The organism is Rubrivivax rivuli, assembly GCF_004016505.1.
Classification (GTDB): Bacteria; Pseudomonadota; Gammaproteobacteria; order Burkholderiales; family Burkholderiaceae_C; genus Rubrivivax; species Rubrivivax rivuli.
Map to the genome: position 1 here is coordinate 161,659 of NZ_SACR01000004.1, position 23,223 is coordinate 184,881.

At 72.7% G+C, this 23,223-nt stretch carries 9 protein-coding genes; 8 read left to right on the forward strand and 1 reads right to left on the reverse strand.

The genetic code is table 11. The features are described from left to right. The first annotated feature begins 4 nt into the window (after positions 1-4). The 3 genes from EOE66_RS13120 (at position 5) to EOE66_RS13130 (ending at position 4,971) form a co-directional block, all read left to right on the forward strand. Complete coding sequence (locus tag EOE66_RS13120; RefSeq protein ID WP_128229162.1) at positions 5-2,302, forward strand: O-linked N-acetylglucosamine transferase, SPINDLY family protein; 2,298 nt, start codon at positions 5-7, stop codon at positions 2,300-2,302. 361 nt (positions 2,303-2,663) lie between these two features. Further along, positions 2,664-3,515: a hypothetical protein gene (locus tag EOE66_RS13125; RefSeq protein WP_128229163.1), complete on the forward strand. Its 852-nt coding sequence runs from the start codon at positions 2,664-2,666 to the stop codon at positions 3,513-3,515. A gap of 100 nt (positions 3,516-3,615) precedes the next feature. After that, positions 3,616-4,971, forward strand: coding sequence for a hypothetical protein (locus EOE66_RS13130; RefSeq protein ID WP_128229165.1), 1,356 nt, complete (start codon positions 3,616-3,618; stop codon positions 4,969-4,971). Between the two features lie 88 nt (positions 4,972-5,059). Here EOE66_RS13130 and EOE66_RS13135 read toward each other — a convergent pair whose 3' ends face one another. After that, positions 5,060-6,967 carry an O-linked N-acetylglucosamine transferase, SPINDLY family protein gene (locus EOE66_RS13135; protein WP_128229166.1) on the reverse strand — a complete coding sequence of 636 codons (1,908 nt, stop codon included), beginning with the start codon at positions 6,965-6,967 and terminating at the stop codon, positions 5,060-5,062. 190 nt (positions 6,968-7,157) lie between these two features. On the opposite strand from EOE66_RS13135, the gene EOE66_RS13140 reads away from it, so the two are divergent. The 5 genes from EOE66_RS13140 to EOE66_RS13160 are packed head-to-tail and all read left to right on the forward strand — an operon-like array spanning position 7,158 to position 23,217. Beyond that, a complete protein-coding gene (locus EOE66_RS13140) occupies positions 7,158-8,795 on the forward strand; it encodes a ShlB/FhaC/HecB family hemolysin secretion/activation protein (RefSeq protein ID WP_164885098.1) in 1,638 nt (545 codons plus the stop codon). A gap of 26 nt (positions 8,796-8,821) precedes the next feature. After that, complete coding sequence (locus EOE66_RS13145; RefSeq protein WP_128229169.1) at positions 8,822-19,741, forward strand: filamentous hemagglutinin family protein; 10,920 nt, start codon at positions 8,822-8,824, stop codon at positions 19,739-19,741. Further along, positions 19,726-21,015, forward strand: a complete 1,290-nt coding sequence (locus EOE66_RS13150) for a glycosyltransferase (RefSeq protein WP_245479028.1) — start codon at positions 19,726-19,728, stop codon at positions 21,013-21,015. Before EOE66_RS13145 ends, EOE66_RS13150 begins: the two co-directional genes overlap by 16 nt. Before the next feature lie 46 nt (positions 21,016-21,061). Beyond that, on the forward strand, positions 21,062-22,816 hold the full coding sequence (locus EOE66_RS13155; protein ID WP_128229171.1) for a DUF2341 domain-containing protein: 1,755 nt from the start codon (positions 21,062-21,064) through the stop codon (positions 22,814-22,816). Beyond that, positions 22,813-23,217, forward strand: a complete 405-nt coding sequence (locus tag EOE66_RS13160; protein ID WP_128229172.1) for an ExbD/TolR family protein — start codon at positions 22,813-22,815, stop codon at positions 23,215-23,217. Before EOE66_RS13155 ends, EOE66_RS13160 begins: the two co-directional genes overlap by 4 nt. Positions 23,218-23,223: the final 6 nt, after the last annotated feature.

A 23,223-nucleotide genomic window follows, 5' to 3' on the forward strand; every position in this document is an offset into this window, starting at 1 on the left:
CGCGATGGACGCCGTGGCAGCAGGCCAGGGGCCGGTGCACGACGCCGTGCACGCCCAGCGGCATGCGCTGGCCGCGGCGCGCCAGCGCATGGAACTGGGCGACCTGATTGGCGGCTGCGAGCTGGCCAATGCGCTGCTGCAGCACGGGCCCGAGATCTTCGAGGCCCACCTGCTGCTGGCCATGGCGCATGTGCAGCTGGGCCAGGCGGCCCCGGCCCTGGCCCACGCCCAGCGCGCCACGCGGCTGCGCATGGGCGACGCGCAGGCCTGGTGGGTGCTGGGGCGGGCGCACAAGCTGTTGCACGACCTGCCCGAGGCCGTGGCCGCCTACCGCCAGGCGCTGCGCCTGCAGCCCGCGCTGGCCGAGGCCCACGTCAGCCTGGGCGTGGCCTTGCGGCACGGGGGCGACATCGAAGGTGCCATCGCGTGCCACGAAGCCGCCCTGGCCCTGAAGCCCGGCCTGGCCGCTGCGCGGGCCAACCTGGCCTATGCCAGGGCGGCGCAGGCCGAGCAGGCGCTGCAGCGCAGCGGCGATGCCGTGGCGCGCGACGAGATCGGCCCGGACCCGGCGCACATCGAGGAAGCACGCGCGGCCGCGGCCCTGGCCCCGGGCGATGCCCAGCTGCACTTCAACCTCGGCCTCCTGCTGCGCCGCGCGCGCCGGCGTGACGAGGCCATCGAGGCCTTCAACCGCGCGCTCGGCGCAGCCCCTGCACGCGTGGACATCTGCCTGCACCTGGGCCACGAGCTCGCGGCGGCCGGCTTCGGCGTGGCCGCCGTGCAGCTCTATGAACGCTGGCTGGCGCAGGGCCCGCGGCCCAGCCCGCCGGCCGTGCTGCGGGCGTTGGCGCACCAGCTCACGCGCGAGGGGCGGGCCGGCGAGGCCGTTGCGCTGGCCGAGCAGGCGCTGGCGCAGGAACCCGAGCCCAGCGGCTGGCTGCAGCTGTGCCACAGCCACCAGCAGGGCCGCCGGCTCGAAGCGGCGCTGGCGGCGGGGCGGCAGGCCATTGCGTTGTCGGGCGGCCGCTGGGCCATGCACTCGGTGCCGCTGATGGTGGCCAACTACCTGCTGGAAGACCCGCACGAGCTTGCGGCCCTGCATGCCGCCGCCGGCGCGGCCTTGCAGGCCGAACTGGCGTCGGGGCCGGCCCGCGCGGGCGCGCGGGTGGCGCGCCGGCCGCAGGCCGCCGCCCCAGGGGCCGCGCCGCGCCTGCGCGTGGGCCTGGTCACGGCCGATTTCTTCGACCACTCGGTGGCCTTCTTCATGGCACCGCTGCTGCAGCACCACGACCGCAGCCGCTTCGAGCTCGTCGTCTACTACAACCGCGGCTGGGGCGACGACACCACCGAGACCCTGCGCGGCTGGGCGGGGCGCTGGGTGGCGTGCGAACACCTGGGCGATGCGGCGCTCGTGCAGCGCATCCGCGACGACGGCATCGACGTGCTCATCGACCTCTCGGGCCACACCCTGGGCGGGCGCCTGCCGGTGTTTGCCGCCGGTGCAGCGCCTTTGCAGATGAGCTACCTGGGCTACCCCACCGTCTCCGGGGTGAGGGGCATGCACCGCCGCGTGAGCGACGCGGTCATCGACCCCGGCGACCAACCCGACATCGGCAGCGACCGGCCCCTGGTGCTGCCGCGCTCGATGTTCTGCTACCGGCCGCCGGCTTCGCCGCCTGTGCTGCCAGACTCGGGCGCCTCGGGCCGGGGGGTGCGCTTCGGTTCCTTCAACAACGTGGCCAAGCTCAGCGACCGCAGCCTGGCCTTGTGGGCGCAGGTGCTGCAGGCGGTGCCCGCATCGACCCTGCTGCTCAAGGGCGCCTCGGCCGCCGATGCCGCCACACGCGCCGACATCGAGGCCTTCTTCGCCGCGCGCGGCATCGGCGCCGAGCGGCTGCAGATGCGGCCCCGCACCGCGCGGCGAGACGAGCACCTGGCGTTGTATGGCGAGGTCGACATCGCGCTGGACAGCTTTCCGTACAACGGGGCCACCACCACCTGTGAAGCCCTGTGGATGGGCGTGCCGGTGATCAGCCTGTGCGGGCGCACGCACCCTTCGCGCATGGGGGCCTCGCTGCTGCGCGCCGCCGGGCAAGGTGAGTGGGTCTGCCAGACCGAAGCCGCGTTCGTCTCCAGGGCGGTAGCCCTGGCCGCCGACGGTGCTGCGCGTGCCGCGTGGCGTGCGCAGGCGCGGGCGCAGCTGCAGGCCAGCGAGTTGTTGGATGAAGCAGGCTTCGTCGCAGCCTTCCAGTTGGCGCTGGAGCAGGCCTGGGCCGAGCAGGCGCAGGCGCTGCCGCGTTGAGTGCGCGCCGCTGCCCCCACGAGCGTGGGGGAGCAGTCGAAGCTGGGGGGCTGCGTAGTCTGATCTCCTCATCCGCCGGGCCCTCGCACCCGGAACGATGTCACGGAGCGGACCTAAGGTGCTGCAGTGGACGGAGGCGCCGGCGACGGCGGCCCCGAGCGGCTCAGGCAACTGGCCGTTTGGGGCTACGGAAGGCAGGTTTCGCGCGAGGTTGCGCGACACACGGCCTGCCTAGCCTACCGGCAGTCGAGCGTGATCCGGTGTCTGCCGGGCGGCCGATGGTGCCGGACGCGTTGCAGCGTGCTGCAAGCGGCCGGCTGGCATGCACAAGGTCTGATTCAACCCAACGGAGAGAGATCCCATGAAACTGAAAATGAAACTGGTGGCCGTGGCCGCTGCCCTGGCCTCGCTGGCCGGCGTTGCGCACGCCGACCTGACCAGCGGTTCGACCGTCAACAACGGCAGCTTCTCGCTGCTGGCCTTCAACACCGTCAGCCGCGACTGGTACATCCGCGACCTGGGCTACCTGCTCAATTCTTTCCTGCCCTCGTCGATCACCACGACGGCTGGCGACGGCGGCGTGACGGGCGACAAGACGCCTGACGCCGGCCTGCTGATCAACGGCAGCGTGCAGTCGAACTTCTCGGATGCCGCTTTCGCAACCTGGTTCTCGGCGCAGACCGCCAGCGACGTGCGTTGGATGGTCGGCTCCTACGACCAGATCTCCAGCTCGAGCACCACGAGCCAGCGCCGCGTGATCATGTCGTCGAAGAACGACGCGCAAACCTGGACGAACGCCAACCTGGACAGCTTCGTCGCTTCGGGCAACTGGGGCGGCTTGGCTTCGTTCTTCAACCCAGGTGGCCTGTCCAAGACCGGCACGAACATCTTTGCCCAGGCCGACACTGGCGCCAACGGTGGCTTGAACCTGAATACGTTGGGCACCGTCGGTGACAGCCAGTCGCTGTTCTATACGGTGCGCAGTGCCTTCACCGGTAGCAGCAGCAACCTCGCCACCACCACCCGCTTCGGCAACAGCAGTGAGTTCGCAACGATCACCCTGCAGGCCAACGGCGACCTGATCTACTCGCTGGCTGCTGCCACCACGGCGCCGCCCGTCCCGCTGCCCCCGGCACTGTGGATGATGGGCGCTGGCCTGGTCGCCATCGGCGGCATGGTGCGCCGCCGCCGCGCTGCGGCTCTGCAGGCCTGACCTGAACCTCCCTCGCTCACACGGGGCAGCGGTCAACACCGCTGCCCCTGGCGGAGCGCTGCCTTGTTCCGACCTCAACCCCTCTGAGAGAGACCGAACCATGAAACTGCACAAGATCGCCCTGGGCGTTGCCGCCCTCTCCGCCATCGCCAGCCCGGCGTTCGCGCTGACGGCCAGCACCTACAACCCGGCCAACGCCATGGAAATCTACGTCTCTGGCGCCACCGCCATGGACGTGGGCCTGGAGAACGCCACGCTGGCCATGTGCCAGTCCGGCACCATCCACAAGTACACCGTCAGCAACCAGGCCGTGTGGCTGTGCACGCCGCGCACCACCGGCGCCAACGCCATCGGCAACCTGGCCGGCCGCACCCAGTTGGCCGTGCACAAGCACTCGGTGGGCGGCTCCGGCAACGGCGTTGCCCCGGTGAACAACAGCACCCCGCTGCCCTTTCTGGACCTGGTGAAGATCGCCTCCAGCTGCGCCGCTGCCACGGGTGCGGCCACCACCATCGCCTGCACCGAGGCCTCGACCACCCTGACCACCACCCAGGTCGCCCCGCTGGGCATCAGCGACGTGGAGCCGCAGTTCTTCGGTGCCGCCACCGGCACCTACAACAACCTGATCATCGAGCCGCTGGCCACCGTGATCTTCGGCCTGCCGGTCACCACCGCCGCCTACACGGCCCTGCAGGCCGCGCAAGGCCTGACGGTTGGCGCCACCGATGCCGCCAACATTCCGAGCCTGAGCTCGGCGCAGGTCACGTCGCTGTTCACGCAAGAAGGCCAGACGTGGACGGCGGTGACGGGTGCCACTGTTGCGGGTGATGACACCGTCTACGTGGCTCGGCGTGCTGACAGCTCCGGCACGCAGAAGACGTATGAGGCCGTGATCGCGCGCACCATCAACGGCATCGCGGCGGGCAAGAGCTGCAACGCCGGTCTGCCGACCTTCCTGGCCGGTCCTGAAGCCGTCGACAACAACGCCGCCAACAACCTGTGCAATGGCGACAACCTCATCGTCAACAACAGCGGCTCGGGTCAGGTTGCGGCTTGCCTGAACCGCTTCAACAGCTTTGGCAAGGGCGCCATCGGCACGCTGACGACCGAGGCCGTCAGCGCCGCCGGTTGGAAGCACGTGCGCATCAACGGTCTGCTGGGCAACTACGCCAACGTCAAGAGCGGCGCCTACGGCCAGTACGGCGATGCCGCGCTGAACACGCGCCGCACGCCCGCCATCGACGGCGACCACGCCGCCTACAAGGCCGCCTTCAAGGCGCTGTTCGCTGCCGTGCCGACCCTGCACCCGGCGTTCGGCGATACCACCACCGACGCCGGCAAGGCGGGTGTGATCGGCCTGAACAAGGTCACCGGCCAGACCACGGGCAACCCCTGGAACCGCACCGACGACGCGGGTGTCATTGACAACTGCCGTCCGGCCCGCGCCGACTTCTGATTGGACCCGCCTTGGCGCCCGCAGCTGCGGGTGCCGGGATTGCGAAGGGCCCCGTTCGGGGCCCTTCTTTTTTGGGGTGACGTGCCTTTCAGACGCTGGCGGGCACCGCAAAGCCCTGGGGCGGCAGGCCTGAGCGTGCCAGCGCCGCCATGGTGTTGTAGGCGGCCTCCAGTTCGCGCGTGTAGCGCGCCGTGTCGTACAGCGGGCTGCTGCGCACACGGGCCTGCAGACTCGTGCGCAGGGCTTGCAGCAGGGCGGGCTGGGTGGCCAAGCGCAGGGCCTGGGCCTCGTAGCTTTCCAGGTCGTGCGTCACGAGTTCGGGCAGGCCCACGGCCTGCAGAAGGCTGGCACCCACGCGGCTGGGAAAACTGCGCCCCGTGCAGGTGAGCACGGGCAGGCCGGCCCACAGGGCATCGCTGCCGGTGGTGTGGGCGTTGTAGGGCCAGGTGTCGAGGAACAGATCGCACAGTTGCAGGCGACGCAGATGCCGGTCGTTGCGCCAGGGCGGTGCGAAGAACAGCCGCTCGGGGGCCACGCCTCGCTGCGCGGCCTCATGGCGCAGGTTGGCTTGCAGCTCGGGCTTGTCGCCATAGAGCAGCAGCACGCTGCCTGGCACCTGCAGCAGCAGACGCATCCAAACGTCGAAGACCGGCGGCAGGATCTTGTAGGCGTTGTTCAGGCAGCAGAAGACGAAGGCTTGCTCCGGCAGGCCGGCGTCGGCCCGCCTTGCCGGTTCGGCAGCGATCGGCCGGGTGCTGTCGTTGGGCTGGTAACTGTAGGGCAGCGTGACCACGGCTTCGTCGTAGTGCGCGCGCTCGGCGGCCGGGATCACCGTGCTGTCGGCGATCAGGTAGTCGATGTACGGCGCCCCCAGCGTGCCGGGGAAACCGAGGTAGTTCACCTGCAAGGGGGCCGCCCGCATCGAGAAGACGCCGGTGCGCGCCAGCCCGAAGAAGCCGTTGAGGTTGACGAGGATGTCGATGCCCTGCGCCCGCACCAGGCGGGCCGCCTCCAGGTCGCTGAGGCCGCGCACGGTGTGCACGCGGCAGGCCGCCTCGATGCGGCGGCGCCGCGCGCTGCCGTCGTCCCAGCCGTTGTCGAAGGCGTGCACCTCGAAGCGCTTGGCGTCGTGGCGCTCCAGCACCTCGGTCAGCAGCACCGAGGTCGCCTGCTCGCGGAACTCGCCGGCCAGGTAGCCGATCCTGAGCTTGGTGCCGCGGCCCAGGGCCGGTGGTGGCAGCAGGTGCCCGCGGGGCGGGTGGGCGCGGGCGTTCTGCGCCCGGGCCGCCGCGCGCAGCAGTGCGGGGTCGGCACACCAGCCCTGCAGGCCGAAAGGCTCGGCATCAGCCACGCCGGCCTGCAGGCGCGCCTGCACGCGGGCCTGCAGCGCCTCGATGTTGAGCCAGTCGCCCATGAGGTACTTCAGGTGCAGCAGCCAGCTGGCCAGCAGAGGCCGGCCGGGCTCCTGGCGCAGCATGTGCTCGTAGACGATGGCCGCATCCTCGAACTGCTTCTGATCCACCAGCACGCGGGCCAGGCGCTCCATCAGGTCGATGCGGCTGGGGTCGAGCTGCAGCGCCCGCCCCAGGCTCACCTGAGCCTCGGCCGGGCTGCGCAGGTGCGACTGCACCACGCCCAGCACCGCCCAGGCGTCGGCCGAGGCCGGGAAACGTCGGGTGGCCTCCTCGAAGGTGGCCAGGGCCTCGTGGGTCTGCCCCTTCTCGTCGAGCAAGGTGCCCACGTGCAGCAGCGCCAGCAGTTGCCACTGGGGCCGCTCGGGCTCCAGGGCCACGGCGCGCTCGAAGTGCTGCGTGGCCTCTTCGCCGCGCCCGGCCGAGCGCAGGCACTGCGCCAGCTCCACGTGCAGAGCCGCCGCGCCGGGCGCCAGCTGCAGCGCCCGCAGGTAGGCGTCTGCGGCTTCGGCATGGCGCTGCTGCGCCACGAGGCTGCGCGCAAGGGCCAGGGCGGTGGGCAAGGGGGTGGCCAAGGTGCTCATGTCGAGGACGCCGCAGTGCTGGGACCCTGCTTGTAGACCCCGTCCGGGTCAATCTCGTGACAGCGGGACCAGGCCCTGCGCATGGTTCCTACGGACCCGGTCGGCCGGCGTACTGTCATCACCCCTTTCCAGAATCCGCAGCTTCCGCCTCAGACCCGCAGCCCAGCGCGGGGCCCCACCAGGAAGCGCTGTGCAGACCCTGTTCGCCAAGCTCTCGAATCTACCGGCCCGCCTGGGTGGCCGTTGGCAGGCCATCGGTGTGCTGGCCGCCACCCTGGGCGCAGCGAGCGCCGCGCACGCCAGTGCCGAGCCCAGCTTCCCGGTGCTGGAGTTCGTGATCGAGGGCAACACGGTGTTACCCGTCACGGTGGTGGAGCAGGCCGTCTACCCGCACCTGGGCCCGCAGCGCCGCTTCGACGACGTGGAAGCGGCGCGCAAGGCCCTGCAGGAGGCCTACCGCAGCGCCGGCTACACGCTGGCCAGCGTCGACATTCCCGAGCAGCGCGCCGACACGGGCGTGATCAGGCTCGTGGTCAGCGAAGGCCGCGTGGCGCGCGCCCGCGTCAACGGCGCGCGCTACTACGCGCAGGGCTACATCCTGGAGCGCGTGAGCGAGGCGGCCGAAGGCGGCGTGCCCAACCTGCCGCGCCTGCAGGCCCAGTTGCTCGAAGTGAACCGCAGCGCCGACCGGCGCGTGGTGCCCGTGCTGCGTCCGGGCCGCGAGAGCGGCACCACCGAGATCGACCTCGACGTCACCGACCGCCTGCCGCTGCACGGCAGCCTCACGCTCAACAACCAGGCCAGCCGCAACACCAGCCCCACGCGCTTGCAGGCCGCCGTGAGCTACGACAACGTGGCCCAGCGCGACCACAACCTCGCGCTGCAGGCCGTGGTCTCGCCCGAGAAGCCGGGCGAGGTGCAGGTCATCGGTGCCAGCTACAGCCTGCCGCAGGCGCCCGCCGGGCTGGCCGCGCTGACGCTGAGCTACACACGCTCGGACAGCGAGGTGCTGGCCGGCGTGGGCGACACGCGGCTCTTCGGCAAGGGGCAGATCTGGGGCCTGCGCCGCAGCTTCGTGCTGGAACTGGGGGAACGCAGTTTCCAGCTGCTGAGCCTGGGCGCCGAGTACAAGGACATGGTGGACACGGTGGCGGCCGGCCAGGGTGCGGGCTTCGACACGCCCATCCGCTACCTGCCGCTCAGCATGGCCTGGACCGGCGCCTTCCGCCTGGCCGAAGGGCTGGGCCAGGGCGAGTGGCAGCTCGGCACCACGCTCTCGGGCGGCCTGCGCGGCCTGGTCAATCGCCAGCAGGAGTTTGGCGACAAGCGCTACCAGGCCAAGGCGCAGTACTTCCTGCTGAAGTTCGATGCCCGCCACACGCGCACCTTGCCGTGGGCGGGCCTGCGCCTGCGCGCCCAGGCCGAGGTGCAGCTCGCGCCCGCGCCCTTGATCTCCAACGAGCAGTTCGTGCTGGGCGGCGCCAACAGCGTGCGCGGCTACCTGGAAGCCGAAGCCGTGGGCGACCAGGGCCTGCGCGCGTCGCTGCAACTGGCCAGCCCCGAACTGGCGCCGCGCTTGAACTGGCCTTGGCTGGGCAGCCTGAGCGTGCACAGCTTCGTGGATGGCGGCGTGGCCGTACTGCGCCGCCCGCTGCCCAGGCAGGACTCGCGTTTCCGCCTGCTCGGCGCCGGCTTCGGCGGCCAGCTGCTGACGCGCGGCGCCTGGCCCTTGAACCTGACGCTGGAGCTGGCCTGGCCGCTCTTGAAGAAGAACAGCCTGGGCAGCGACGGCCTGCGGGCGCACGCCAACGCCTCCATCGGCTTCTGAAGCCGCCGCCCTGCCGAGACCCTGCCATGCGCCAGCCCCCCGCCCTCCGCCTGCAGCCGCCCCGCCCGCAAGCCACCGCTTTGGCCACCGCCCTGTCCGCAGCCTGCCTGGCGGCCTGGCTCTTGCCCGCGGCGGCCTGGGCGCAGGCTGGCGGCGCGAACCTCGCGCCCAACACCGTGCCGCAGCTGCGGGGCGTGGTGGCGGGGCAGGCGGTGGTGAACGCACCGGTGCCCGGCGCGGCCTCGGCCCTGCTCACGATCGAGCAGCAGTCGCTGCGCGCCGTGCTCGACTGGCGCAGCTTCAACATCGGCAGCAACGCCGAGGTGCTGTTCAGGCATGCGCAGGGTGCCAGTGCCCTCACGCTGAACCGCATCTACGACGCCAACCCCAGCGTCATCCAGGGCCGCCTGGCGAGCACCGGCCCCACGGTCGATGGCAAGGCCACGGCCGGCGGTCAGGTGATCCTGATCAACCAGAACGGCATCCTCTTCGACCGCGGCGCGCGGGTGGACACGCAGTCGCTGCTGGCGTCCACGCTCAACCTCGGCATGAGCAACAGCCAGTTCTGCGGCAACGATCTCGTGGCCTGCTCCAGCGGCGCGCCGCTCACCGCAGGCGGGCTCACCACGTCGGCATTTGCCGGCGGCTATGACGAACTCGGCAACCCGCTGGCGCAGCGGCCCGATGGCACGCGCCCGGGCAACATCGGCGTCGGCAGTTTCGGGCCCGCCACGGCCGCGGCGCCGCGCATCGTGGCCGGCAGTGGCGGCTCGGTGATCCTGGTGGCCTCGCGCATCGACCTCGACGCCGGCCTCATCAGCGCGCCCGATGGCCAGGTGGTGCTGGCCGCGGGCAGCAAGGCCTTTCTCGCCGTCAACGGCGACGCCAGCGACATCACGCTGCGCGGCCTGGTGGTGGAGGTCGAGGCGCATCGAGACGGCCCGGGCCTGAACCTCACGAACCTGGTGCGCAACGCCGGCACGGTGGAGGCCGACCGCGGCAACGTCACCATCGCCGCGCTGGCTATCAACCAGGAAGGCCGCGTCTCGGCCAAGACGGCGGTGCAGCGCAACGGCTCCATCTACCTGAGCGCCGGCGCCCGCGCCACCGCGGCCACGGGCACCACCGCTGGCCTGCCCGCCCAGGCCGGCCAGCTGCGGCTGGCCGCGGGCAGCACCACCGAGGTGATGCCCGACCTGGCCGACACCGCCGCCGTGCCCGAGAGCGCCGACTACGCGCCCTACCGCGGCGAGATCCGCGCCACCGGCGGCGTGATCGAGAGCCACGGCAGGCTGCAGGCGGCCGGCGGGCGCATCGGCATCGAGGCGCGCAACGAGGCCGACCCCCTGGCCGCCCGCGTCTACTTCGGCGCGGGCAGCCTCACCAGCGTGGCCGGGCAATGGAGCGATGTCGACCCGGCGCGCAACATCGCCACCTTCCGCGTCACCAGCAACGAGCTGAAGAACGCACCCGACCAGAAGACTGGCGTGCTGCTGGGCGCCACGGTCACCGTGGACCTGGCGGCCGGCAACAACATCCTGGCGCTGGACGGCTACCGCGCTGCGGTGCCGCGCACCGTGGCCGAGAAGGCCGCGCGCGGCGGCGAACTGTCGGTCTCGTCCACCGGTTCGCTGGTGCAGCGCAGCGGCGCCACGCTCGATGTCTCGGGCGGGGGCTACCGCCATGCCGAAAGCCGCGTGGCCACCAGCACCCTGCTGGGCGAGGACGGCCGGCTCTACGACATCGCCACCGCGCCCCAGGCCCTGCGCTACAGCGGGCAGCTCGACCGCGCGCAGTACAACGACGCCCGCTGGGGCCAGACCGGCAGCGTGCTGAACCTCGCGCTGGCCTCGGGCCAGCTGCGTGAGGCCCATGTGCAGGGGCAGGCCGCCGGCACGCTGCGCCTGGGCTCGGGCGCGGGGCTGGTGCTCGACGGGGCCCTGGCCGGTGGCGTGACCATCGGGCAGCGCCAGACCGGCAGTGCACCGGCGGGCGGCACGTTGTACGTGGGCACGGGCTTCCAGCCGCTGACGCTGGACCTCGTCGACCGCCCGCCGCCGCTGGTGAGCTACAACGCCGAGGGCCAGCGCATCGGCAACGTGAGCTTCCGTCAGCAGGCCGCCGACACCCTGGGCACGGCTTTCGGCGCCGGCACCGCGCTCACCCAGGCGCAGCGCGAGAACGTGCAGCTGGCCGCAGGCCAGCTTTTCGGCAGCGCGCGCGACACGGCGCAAGGCCGCGTGGAAACCGGCTTTTCGCGTGTGGAGGTCAACAGCGACGGCCGCATCACGCTGCCCGAGAACGTGTCCCTGCAGGGTGGCGTCGGGGCCAGCCTGACGCTGCGCGGGCCCGCCATCGACCTGGCCGGCGATGTGAGCCTGCCTGCCGGCAGCCTGCTGCTGGCACCGCAGCTCGAAGGCGGTGTCGATCTCATCGACCCTGGCCTGCTCACGCGCAACGAACGCCTGCTCGTGCGCAGCACGTCGCAGCTGTCGGTGGCCGGGGCCTGGCTGAACCGCGCCGGGCCGGGTGGCGCGGCGGTGGGCGAGAACCTGCCGCAGGCGCGCCTGTTGGCCGACGGGCAGACCGCCAGCGCCACCCAAGGCGGCAGCCTGCGCGTGAGCCTGGTGGACGAGACCTTCCAGACGCGCTTCGAACGCGGCGCCGTGCTCGACGCCAGCGGCGGTGCGCTGCTCGACGCGCAGCGTCGTCTGAGCGGTGGCAATGGCGGGCAGATCACCTTGGCGCAAGGCAACGCCGGCAGCAGCAGCCCTGACTGGATGCAGGCCGAACTGCGCGGGCCCTCCATCGCCACCGGCGCCAGCCTCACCTACAACGTGGCCCGCGCCGTGCTGGCCGCCGATGGCGCCAACGGCACGCTGCCGGCAGGCACCACGCGCCTGACGCCCGCGGCGCTGAACGCGGGCGGCTTCGCCAGCCTCGGCGTCAATGCGGCCAACGGGCTGACAGTGGCCGAGGGGGCCGACTTCCTGCTGCAGCCGCAGCGCTGGGTGGTGGACACCGAAGCCGCCGTGGCGCGGCCCGCCGGCACGCCGCTGCGCGACTTCGCCGAACTGGCCACGCTGCCGGCCCACCAGCGCAGCGGCGCCAGCCTCAGCCTCTCGGCCGGCAGCGGCGTGCTGGCAGTGGGGCGCGGTGCCAGCCTGCGCACCGATGCCGGCGGCCGCATCGCGCTCACCGGGGGCAGCGGCCTGAACGTGGACGGTCGCCTGGAGGCCCCGGCCGGCACCCTGACGCTGAGCCTGCGCGGGCCCGACGATCTTTCGGCCACGCCGCTGCGCCTGGGCGCGCAGGCGCAGCTGCTCGCTGGCGCCGCCTTCCTGGCCCAGCCCAGTGATGCCGGCCTCGTCAGCGGCCGCATGCTCAACGCCGGCACCGTGACCCTGGACGCCCGCCAGGCCAGCCTGGTGGCCGAAGCCGGCTCGCTGATCGACGTGAGCGGGCTCGAACGCACGGTGCAGCTGCCGCAGGGCCCCGAGGGCGGCACAGCGCTGCGCGCGCAGACCCTGGCCGGGCACGCCGGCACGCTGGTGCTGCGTTCGCAGGGCGAGATCGGCCTGGGCGGCACGCTGCGCGCCGCCGGCCCCGGCAGTGCCGCAGGCGGCAGCGTGGCCATCGAGCTGCTGCGCCCTGACCTGCAGCCGGCGCTGCCCGCGCCGCGCCGGCTGCTCGTCAGCCCGGGCGGTGTGGACGCCACGCCGGCCGCCGGGGTGCGCACCAGCCGCATCGACGGCAACGCGCTGCAGGCCGCCGGCTTCGAGAAGCTGCGCCTGCTGTCGGAAGACATCATCGAGTTCCAGGGCAGCAGCACGCTGGCCTTCGAGCGCGGCATCCGCCTCGATGCGCCGGTGCTGCGCCTGGGTGCCCAAGCCTCGGTGACGCTGCAGGGCGCGCAGGTGGCCCTGGGCCAGTCGCTCGGGCCGCGCACGCAGCAGCAGGACGCGCAGGGCCGCTTGGTCTGGACGCGTGACGAGACCCGCGCCCAGAGCCTGCAGCCCGCCAGCGCCGGCACGGGCGTGCTGGTGGTCGATGCAGGCAGCCTCGATCTTTACGGTGCCAGCGTGCTCGACGGCGTGGCCCTGGCCCGCCTGGGCAGCCAGGGCGACGTGCGCTTCATCGGCCGCGAGGTCAACCTCAACACCGCCCAGGGCAACGACCCGGCGCTGATCTACCAGGCCGGTGCGCTGCGCACCGCGGGCAACCTGGAGTTCCGCGCCAGCCAGCTCTACCCGGCCACGCGCACCCGCTTCAGCATCGAGGCCACGGGCAGCGAGAGTTACCTGCTGGTGCAGGGCAACGGCCGCCCGGGGGGCGAGGTCTACTCGGTGGCCGGTGCCCTGAGCCTGAAGGCCCCGCAGATCGTGCAGGCCGGCACCGTGCGCGCGCCCCTGGGCAGCCTGGACCTGCAGGCCGGCCAGCGCCTGGAGCTGGCCGCCGGCAGCGTGAGCTCGGTGTCGGGCGAAGGGCTCACCGTGCTGTACGGCGGCACCCTCGATGGCGTGCAGTGGCGCTATGCCGATGGGCCCCAGACCAACTCGCTGACCAACCCCCGCCTGCTCGATGCCGTCACCCCCGAGGGCAAGCGGCTCAACATCAGTGCACCCGAGACCGTGGTGGCCAGCGGCGCCGTCGTGGACCTGCGCGGCGGCGGCAACGTGCAGGCCGTGGAGTTCGTGCCTGGCAACGGCGGCGATGCCGACATCGCCAACGCGGCCGACACCTTCGCCATCCTCCCGCGCTCGCGCCTGGCGGGAGTGCCCTACGACACCTACCAGCAACTGGCCGGCGGGCGCGACCCGGGCGCCGGTTTCGTGCTCGGCAACCCGCGCGACGCCAACCTCTACGACAGCGTGCAGATCGGCGAGGGTGCGCGCGTGCCGGCCGGCGAGTACGTGCTGCTGCCCACGCGCTTTGCCACGCTGCCCGGGGCCTTCCTCGTGCAGCTGCAGACGGGCAGTGCCTGGCGCAACCTGCAGCCCGGCCAGACCGGGGCCCTGGCCAACGGCGAGACGGTCGTGGCCGGCTTCCGCAGCGCCGCGGGCACCTCGGTGCGTGAATCGCAGAGCGTGGGCGTGGTGGTGCTGCCCGGCAGCGCCCTCAGCCGCTACAGCGACTACACGCTCAGCGGGGCGCAGCTTTTCGCCAGCCAGGCCGAGCGGGCCGGCCGGCCCGCGCCGGCCTCGCCGTGGGACGCCGGGCGCCTGGGCCTGCAGGACGCACGCTCGCTCACGCTGGCGGGCAACTTCCTCACCGCCAGCAGCACGCTGGCCGGCTATCGCGGCCGCGCCGCTGAGATCGACATCACCGGGCAGCGCATCGCCATCGTCGATGCCGTCAACACGAACGCCTGGCCGGCCGACACCCTGCAGATCAGCGCCGCCACGCTGTCGTCGCTGAAGGCGAGTGTGCTGGTCGGCGGCACGCGCAGCAGCGATGGCAGCACCACCACGTTGCGCACCACGGCCACGCAGATCAGCGTCGACAACAGCGCGGCGTCGCCGGTGCAGTTGCCGGAGCTGCTGCTGGCCGCTCGCGAAGGGGTGCAGGTGTCTTCGCGCAGCGTGCTGCGCGCCGCGCCGCAGGGCGAAGGCGCCAGCGCTGCGGCGCCAGAGTTGGCACTGCGCGCCGAAAGCTCGGGCGCGCTGCTGCGCCTGAGCAGCCAGAGCGAGGCGCGCATCGACCGCGGCACGGTCAGCAGCACCGCGGGTGAGATCGACATTGCCGCCGGTGCCCTGCTGGAGGCCAGCCGGGCTTTGCTGCTCGACGCCACCCGCACCACGCGCTCGGCCGGCAGCCTGCGTGTGGGCGACGCGCAGGGCCAGGGTGGCTCGCTGAGCCTGGCCACGGCCCGCATCAGCCTGGGAGACGTGGACGGCCTGACGCCCGCGGCCGGGGGCCTGCTGCTGTCCAACAGCGCCCTGGCCGGCTACGCCGCGCTGGGCGCGCTGACCCTGCGCGGCTACGAGCAGATCACGCTGCAGGGCACGGCCGCAGCCGGCAGCGCCCAGACGGGCACGCTGACGCTGGACACCCCCGTGCTCGCCGCCGGCAGCAGCCCGGCGGGGGCCGGCGCGGCCACGTTGCAGGCGCAGACCCTGCGCTGGGTGAACAGCGGCGCGGGCCCGAGCAGTTCGGCCGGCGGCGACGCCAGCCTGGTGCTGCAGGCCCAGCAACTCACGCTGGGGGCGGGGGCAAAAGCCACGCAGGGTTTCTCCAGGCTCACGCTGGCGGCGACCACCGGTGTCGATCTGCAAGGCCAGGGCGCCTTGCGGGCCGCGGGTGAACTGCAGGTGCAGGCGCCGGTGCTGCAGGCCCTGGGCGGCGCACAACAGCAACTGGTGGCCGTGGACGACAGCGCCAGCGCCGGGCCTGCTTTCGGCGCCTTGCGCCTGGGTGCGGCGCTGACCGGCGCCGCAACCACCGCGCAAGCCCTGGCGGCGGCTTCTGCCGGCACGGCACCCGCGCTGGGCGGGCGCGTGCTGCTGCAGGGCGCGCGCGTCCAGCTCGACGGCGAGCTGCGGGCGCGTTCCGGGCACATCGAGGTGGCGGCCGAAGGCGGCGGGCTGACCCTGGGGCCGCGCGCGCTGCTCGACGCCCGCGGCGCCGCGGTCGATTTCAAGGGCAGCCTGGCGGCGGCCGACGGCGGCAGCGTGCAGCTGCGCGCGGCGGGGCAGGCGCTCACGCTGCAGGCCGGCAGCCAGGTCGACGTCTCGGCCGCGGCCGAGGGCGGCCGCGCGGGCTCGGTCGGCCTGCAGGCCGGCAGCCTCAGCGTGGCGGGCCAGTTGCGCGGCGAAGGGCGCACGGCGGGCGGCAGCGCAGCCCTGGAACTGCAGCGCCTGGACGACTTCTCGGCGCTGAACGGCCTGTTGAACACCGGCGGCTTCACCGAGCAGCGCAGCCTGCGCCTGCGTGAAGGCGACATCGAGGTCCGCGCCGGCGAACAGGTCGACGCGCGGGGCGTGCAGCTCAGCGCGGACAGCGGCCGCATCGACGTGCGCGGCACGGTGGGCCGCAACACCGAGGCCGGGGGCGGCCGCCTGGCGCTGCACGCGGCCACGGGCCTGCAACTGCATGCGGGCAGCCGCCTGCTGGCCGCCGGCACGGGCACCGCCGCGCGCGGCGGCGAGGTGCGCGCCGACACGCGCGGCGGCGCGCTGGCCTTCGACAACGGGGCCACCATCGATGTCCGGGCCGGCGCGCTGGGCCAGCCCGGCGCGGTGATCTTCGGCACCGTGCGTGACGCCGCCGGCCTCACGGGCCCGGTGTCGCTGGCCGGGCAGGTGCTGCGCCATGGCGTGACGGCGCTTGACGCCGCCGCCGCGGGCAGGGCCCAGGCGAGCGAGCCCCAGACGCTGCCGGCCACGCTGGACCTGGAGCTCACCCGCGTGCTGCGCGGGGCCGAGGTGCCCGCCACGCTGGACGCGGCCACGCTGGCGCGCTGGGGCAGCGAGCACGCGGCCTTTGCGCAGGGCCTGGCCGGCCCCGCGGCCCGGGCGGCCCTGGCAGGCCTGCGCGACGAGACGGGCGTGGCCGCCGGCACCCGCGTGACCGCCGCTTTGGAAGTGCAGGCCGCGGGCGACCTGGGCCTGGCGGCCAACTGGAACCTGACGCAGGCCAGCTGGCTGACGGCGGGCCTGCCGGGCACGCTGACGCTGCGCGCCGGCGGCGCGCTGCGACTGCAGCAGACCGTGGGCGGCGCGCAGACGCCCAACCTGCCGGCCACGGCAGCCAACGCCGCGGCCAACGACCGCATCAACGTGGCCAACCACGCCATCGCCGCCGGTGACACCTGGCACATCCGCATGACCGCCGGTGCCGACCTGCAGGCGGCCGATCCGCTGGCCACGCGCAGCGAGGCCCGCAACACCGGGCACCTGGTGCTCAGCGGGAACCAGGCCGGCATCCGCACGGGCACGGGGCGCATCGACCTGGCCGCCGCCGGCGACATCCGCCTGGAGAACGCCGCTGCCGGCATCTACACCGCCGGCCGCATCGGCGCGGCCGACACCGCCACCAACGGCAACAACCGCTGGGCCGTGGACGGCGGGGGGATCTCGCTGCGCGCGGGCGGTTCGCTGCTGGGCCCGGCCGGCACGCCCGACCTGTGGGTGACCGAGTGGCTGCGCCGCCCGCGGCAGACGGCCACCGAGTTCACGCGCGACGGCTTCCTCACCGACTGGTGGAGCTACCGGCCCCGCTTCCAGCAGGGCGTGGCCACACTGGGCGGCGGCGACATCGAGGTGCGCGCCGGCCAGGATGTGCGCGACCTGATGTTCGCGCTGCCCACCAGCGGCCGCACCGAGCTCAACGGCAACGAGCGGCGCGTGGAGGTGGGGGGCGGTGGCTCGCTGGCCGTGCAGGCCGGGGGTGACGTGGACGGCGCCTCCTTCCTCATCGGCCGCGGCCAGGCGCAGGTGCTGGCCGGCGGCAGCATCGGTGCCACCCAGGCGGCCCAGGCCTACCTGATGGGGCTGAGCAGCGGGGGCGTGCCCGAGCAGGCCAGCCTGGCGCTGCGCGCCGGCACCGGCGCCACGCTGCAGAGCGTGGACAACCCCACCTACCTCGGCATCAACCTGGGCGCCGGCGCCACCGGCCCGAGCTTCCACCCGACCACGGCCGCCAACGCCTCGCCCAGCAGCATCGCCACCACCTTCTTCACCTACAGCGGCAACAGCGGCGTGGAGGTGATGGCCAAGTCGGGCGACGTGGCGCTGAACGGGCGGCTCTCGCGCGCGGCGGATGCCTGGCGCAGCTTCACCAGCTTCAGCGCGGCCAACCTGCCGCCCAGCGGCACCACGGCCTTCCCGGCCAGCGTGTCGTTGCTGGCCCTGGGCGGCGACGTGCTCGGGCCGGGGGCCCTGCCCGAGAACCTGGGGCAGCCCAACCTCGTGACCACCTGGCCCTCGGCCACGGCCAGCGCGCTGGTGCTGGCCCGCGGCGATGTGCGCGAACTCGGCCTGGAGGTGTCCGACCTCTCGCCCAACGCGCTGGTCACGCCGACGCAGAACTTCGAGCAGGCGCGCCTGCCGGCCAACTCGTCGGCCGATTTCTTCAGCAGCGGCAGCAAGGTGAGCCCCGATCTCAAGCCGGTGACGCTGGGCCGCATCGTCGAGCGCAGCGCGCCGCTGCCGGCGGGCCTGGTTTCGCGCAGCGAGGCGCTGGCCGGCCTGCCCTTCGAGGTGCAGGCGCTGGAAGGCAGCGTGGTGGCCGATTCGATCTCCCGCCTGTACCTGCCCGGGCGCACGCGCCTGCGGGCCGGGCAGGACATCGTCAACCCCAGCCTGCGCATGCAGAACCTGCGCGCCGAAGACCTGAGCGAGGTGCGCGCGGTGGCGGGCAACGTGCGCAAGAGCAGCGGCAGCGGCGGCATCGAGATCGCCGGCCCGGGCCGGCTGCTGGTGCAGGCTGGCGGCGACATCGACCTCGGCAATGCGGTCGTCAGCGTCAACGGCATCATCGTCGGCGGGCTCGTGGCCACCGGCAACACGCGCAACGCGCTGCTGAAGAGCCCCGACAGCGCACGCCTGACGGTCATCGCCGGTGTGCCGGGCGACGTGGACCTCGCCCGCATGGACAGCACCTATGCCCGCGTGCTGCAGCTCAACCGCGAGAACGGCCAGATCACTTCGCTCTACGCGCAGCTGGCCATCGAACTGGAAAGCAGCGACGGTCGCGCGGCCGTGCTGGCCGCCACCGATGTGAAGACGCTCGCAGCGCGCAACCCGGCCTTCGCCCGCTTCACGGCCCTGGACAGCGCCGCCCCCGAGGCCCTGCGCAGCTACCAGCAGGTCTTGCGCGAGGGCAGCCTGCCCCTGGCGGGCAGCGAGGCGGCCGATGCCGCCGCGGTGCTGGGCCTGCTGGCCCGCGAGGACGACGTGAACCGGCTGCGCAACGCAGCCAGCCTGGGGGCCTTGCTGCAGGGGTCCGCGCCCGTGCTCGGCGGCACCGGCCTGGATGCGGCCACTGCCGCCCGCTATGCGGCGCTGGGCGAACGCTACCCGCGCCTGCTGGAAGGCGCCGTGCTGCGGCGTGTCAACGGCGCGCGGCTGACCGGCACCGCGCCGCTGGTCTTCGACGAGATGCTTGGCCGCGTGGTGAGCGATCTGGTGGGCACGCCATCGGCGGGCGGTGGCGACATCCTGAGCTTCCAGACCTCCATCCAGACCCAGGGCGGCAGCGCCATCGACCTGTGGGCGCCCAAGGGCGACATCGTGGTGGGCCTGACCACGCCCAACGCCAGCCGGCCGGTGGGTGTGCTCACCAACCAGGGCGGTGCGGTGCGCAGCGTGCTCTCGGGCAACTTCAGCATCAACCAGGGCAAGGTGCTCACGGCCCAGGGCGGCGACATCCTCATCTATGCCTCGCAGGGCAGCATCGACGCCGGCCGCGGCGCCAAGACCTCGCTGAGCACGCCGCCGCCGCAGCGCCGGCCCATCCTCGATGCCGAGGGCAACGAGGTGGGTGTGGAAATCGTGATCCCGGCCAGCGCCTCGGGCAGCGGCATCCAGACCCTGAGTTCCGACCCCGACGGCCTGGGCCCCGCGGTGCAGCCGCCCGCGGGCGACATCTACCTGTTCGCCCCGGCCGGCAAGATCGATGCAGGCGAAGCCGGCATCCGCAGCAGCGGCAACATCCTGGTCAACGCGCAGGTGGTGCTCAACGCCAGCGACATCAAGGCGGCCGGTTCGTCACAGGGCGTGCCGCAGGTGCCCACCGGCAGCCTGGCCAGCACGCTGGCGGCGGCGGGCAACACGCCGCAGGCCGGCGGTGCTGGCGAAGACAAGGCGGCCAAGGCTGCCGAGCAGGCCGCGCGCCAGGCCACGGCGGCGCGGCAGGCGCCGCGGCCGACCGTGCTGACGGTGGAAGTGCTGGGCTTCGGCGAGCGCAACTGCCGCGAGGACGACCGCGAATGCTTCGCGAAGTGACGGCCGCCGTGACGCTGCCCGACACCGCAGCGCCTGAACCGCCACGGCTGCCCGGCCCTGTGCGCAGCCCTGTGCGGCCGCTGCGGGTGCTGCACCTCATCCGGTCGCTCGACACCGTGTTCGGCGGCCCGGCCGAGGGCGTGCGCCAGACCTTGCGCCTGGCACAGGCCGAGGGCCATGCGGCCGAGGTCTTGAGCCTGGATGACGAACCCGCGGGCGCGCTGGGCCTGGTGGCCATGCCTGGCACCGTGCACACGGTGCCGGGTGCGCGTGGTGGCTACGGCTACACCCCGGTGCTCGACGAGTGGCTGCGCGCCCACGCCGCAGGCTACGACGCGCTGGTGGTGCACGGGCTCTGGCAGTACCACGGGGTGGCGGCGCGGCGCGCGGCCCGGGCCTGCGGGCGGCCGTACTTCGTGTTCAGCCACGGCATGCTGGACCCCTGGTTCCGCCGCGCCCACCCCTTCAAGCACCTGAAGAAGCAGCTCTACTGGCTGGCCGCCGAACACGCCGTGCTGCGCGACGCGCAGGCCGTGCTCTTCACCACCGAGGAAGAGGCGCGGCTGGCGCGCCAGACCTTCGTGCCCTATGCGGCGCAGGGCGCGGTGGTGGGCTATGGCGCAGCCCCCGACGAAACCGCCCGCAGCAGCTGCGCCGAAGACTTCCTGGGCCTGCACCCCGGCCTGCGGGGGCGCCGGCTGCTGCTGTTTCTCGGGCGGCTGCACGAGAAGAAGGGCTGCGACCTGCTCGTGCAGGCCTTTGCCCACGTGGCGCAACGCCAGGGCGCCTTGCACCTCGTGATGGCCGGCCCCGACAGCCAGGGCCTGCAGGCGCGCCTGGAGGCGCTGGCCCGGCAGGCGGGCATCGAATCGCGCGTGAGCTTCACCGGCATGCTCGAAGGCCGCGCGAAGTGGGGAGCCCTGCGTGCCGCAGAAGCCTTCGTGCTGCCCTCGCACCAGGAGAACTTCGGCATCGCCGTGGCCGAGGCGCTGGCCGTGGGCACGCCGGTGCTGCTGTCAACGCAGGTGAACACCTGGCGCGAGGTGGTGCGCGACGGCGCCGGCCTGGCCGATGCCGACACCCTGGAAGGCACGCAGCGCCTGCTGGAGCGTTGGCTGCACCTGCCACCGAGCACGCGGCACGCCATGCGCATGCGCGCGCTGGCGTGTTTCGACACGCACTTCCGCATCGAAGCCTCGGTGCAGCGGCTGCACGCCCTGATTGCGGCCGCGGCCCCCGATTCACAGCCCTGCAACACGCCGCCCCGACAGTGACGTGTTTGCGCCAGTTCCCTGTCGCTCCCCGAGCCCTTCCAAGCCCATGAAGATCCTTGTCCTGATGCTGGCGCTGCTGCTGCAGCTCATCACGCAGCCCGCCTGGGCGCGCTGGAACGAAGACTGGAAGCAACGCACCCGGGTGAACCTGGACACCTCGGCCCAGGGCGTGGCCGTCGGCGCTGCGGTGGACATGGTGCCGGTGCTCGTGCGCCTGCACACCGGCAACTTCAGTTTCCTCGATGCGCGGCCCGACGGCGCCGACCTGCGCTTCATCGCCAGCGACGACAAGACGCCGCTGAAGTTCCACATCGAGCGCTTCGACGGGCTCAACGAATTGGCCTTCGTGTGGGTGTTGCTGCCCCGCCTGGAAGCCGGCAAGAAGGACGCCTTCGTCTGGCTCTACCACGGCAACGAGAAGGCCGTGGCGGCCAGCGATGCCAAGGGCAGCTACGACGCCAGCCAGGGCCTGGTCTACCACTTTGGCGAGGCCGCGGGCCAGGTGCCCCAGGACGCCACGGCCAACGCCAACCACGCCCTGCGCAGTTCTGCGCAGCCCGTGAGTGCCGGCCTGGCGGGTGCTGCCCTGGGCTTCGACGGGCGCGCTGAACTCGTGGTGGAGGCCAAGGCCTCGCTGCGTGCCAGCGCGGGCGGGCAGACGGTGTCGATGTGGATCAAGCCGTCGGCGCTGGACGACGCCGCGCTCTTCGCACAGACCGACGCCGGCCAGCGCGTGGCGCTGCTGCTGCGCGGCGGCAGCCTGGTGGTGGAGGCCGGCGGCAGCACCAGCAGCCCGGGCGGCAAGCTCAACGCCGGTGCCTGGCAGCACGTGGCGCTGGTGCTGTCGCCGAACAGCGGGCCCGTGGTCCTGCTCAACGGGGCCGAAGTGTTGCGCGGCACCGCGGCGGTGGGGCCGCTGGGCGGGCAGATGGTCTTCGGCGCCGGCTACAAGGGCGAACTCGACGAACTGCAGGTGGCCACCACCGCCCGCAGTGTCGACTGGCTGCGCCTGGCCGCCGGCGGCCAGGGCCCCGACCAGAAGCTGGTGAGCACGGCGCCGGCCGAAGCCGGCGAGGCCGCTGGCGAAGCTTCCTACCTGCGCATCCTGCTGGGCGCCGTCACGGTGGACGGCTGGATCGTCATCGCGCTGCTGGCGGTGATGTTCGTCTACAGCTTCTGGGTGATGATCTCCAAGGCCCTGCTGGTGCGCACGCTGGCGCGCGAGAACGACCTGTTCATGGAGGCTTTCCCGGCCCTGATGAACAGCCACGATCCCACGCAGGCCCCGGGCCTGCGGCAGCAGGCCGAGACGCATGCCGAAGCCCAGCACGGCGCCTCGCCGCTGTACCGGCTGTACGCCGCGGCCATCGCCGAGCTGAACCAGCGCTTCGACAGCTACCGCCAGAGCGGGCGCGAGCTGCACATCAGCGACAGCACGCTCTCGGCCATCCGCGCCACGGTGGACGCCAAGCTCGTGCGCGAACTGCAGGGCCTGAACAGCAAGCTGGTGGTGCTGACCATCTCGATCGCCGGCGGGCCCTTCCTCGGGCTTCTGGGCACGGTGGTGGGCGTGATGATCACCTTCGCGGCCATTGCCGCGGCCGGTGACGTGAACGTCAACGCCATCGCCCCGGGCATCGCGGCGGCGCTGGTGGCCACGGTGGCGGGCCTGGCCGTCGCCATCCCCTGCCTGTTTGGCTACAACTACCTCACCAGCCGCATCGGCGACATCTCGGCCGACCTGCAGGCCTTTGTCGACGCCCTGGTCACGCGCATCGCAGAAAGGCACGCCGCGCCATGAAGATGCAGGCTTCCGGCAAGGCCTACGACGAGATCAACGTCGTGCCCATGCTCGACCTCAGCTACGTGCTGCTGGTCATCTTCATCATCATGACCACGGCCTCGGTGCAGGGCATCAAGGTCAACCTGCCCAAGGCCAGCGCCGCGCCCAGCCTGGCCAAGCCGCAGACCAAGGCCATCACCATCCGCGACGACGGCCAGATCTTCCTCGACACCTACCCGGTGACGCTGCAGGAGTTGGAAGACCGCCTGCGCCAGATGAAGGCCGTGAGCCCCGACTTCCCGGTGGTCATCAAGGGCGATGCCAAGGTGCACTACGAGAAGGTCGTCGACGTGCTCGACCTCATGGGCCGGCTCGACATCACGCAGCTCGGCCTGGTGACGCAGCGCCTGGTGAAGTAGCGCACC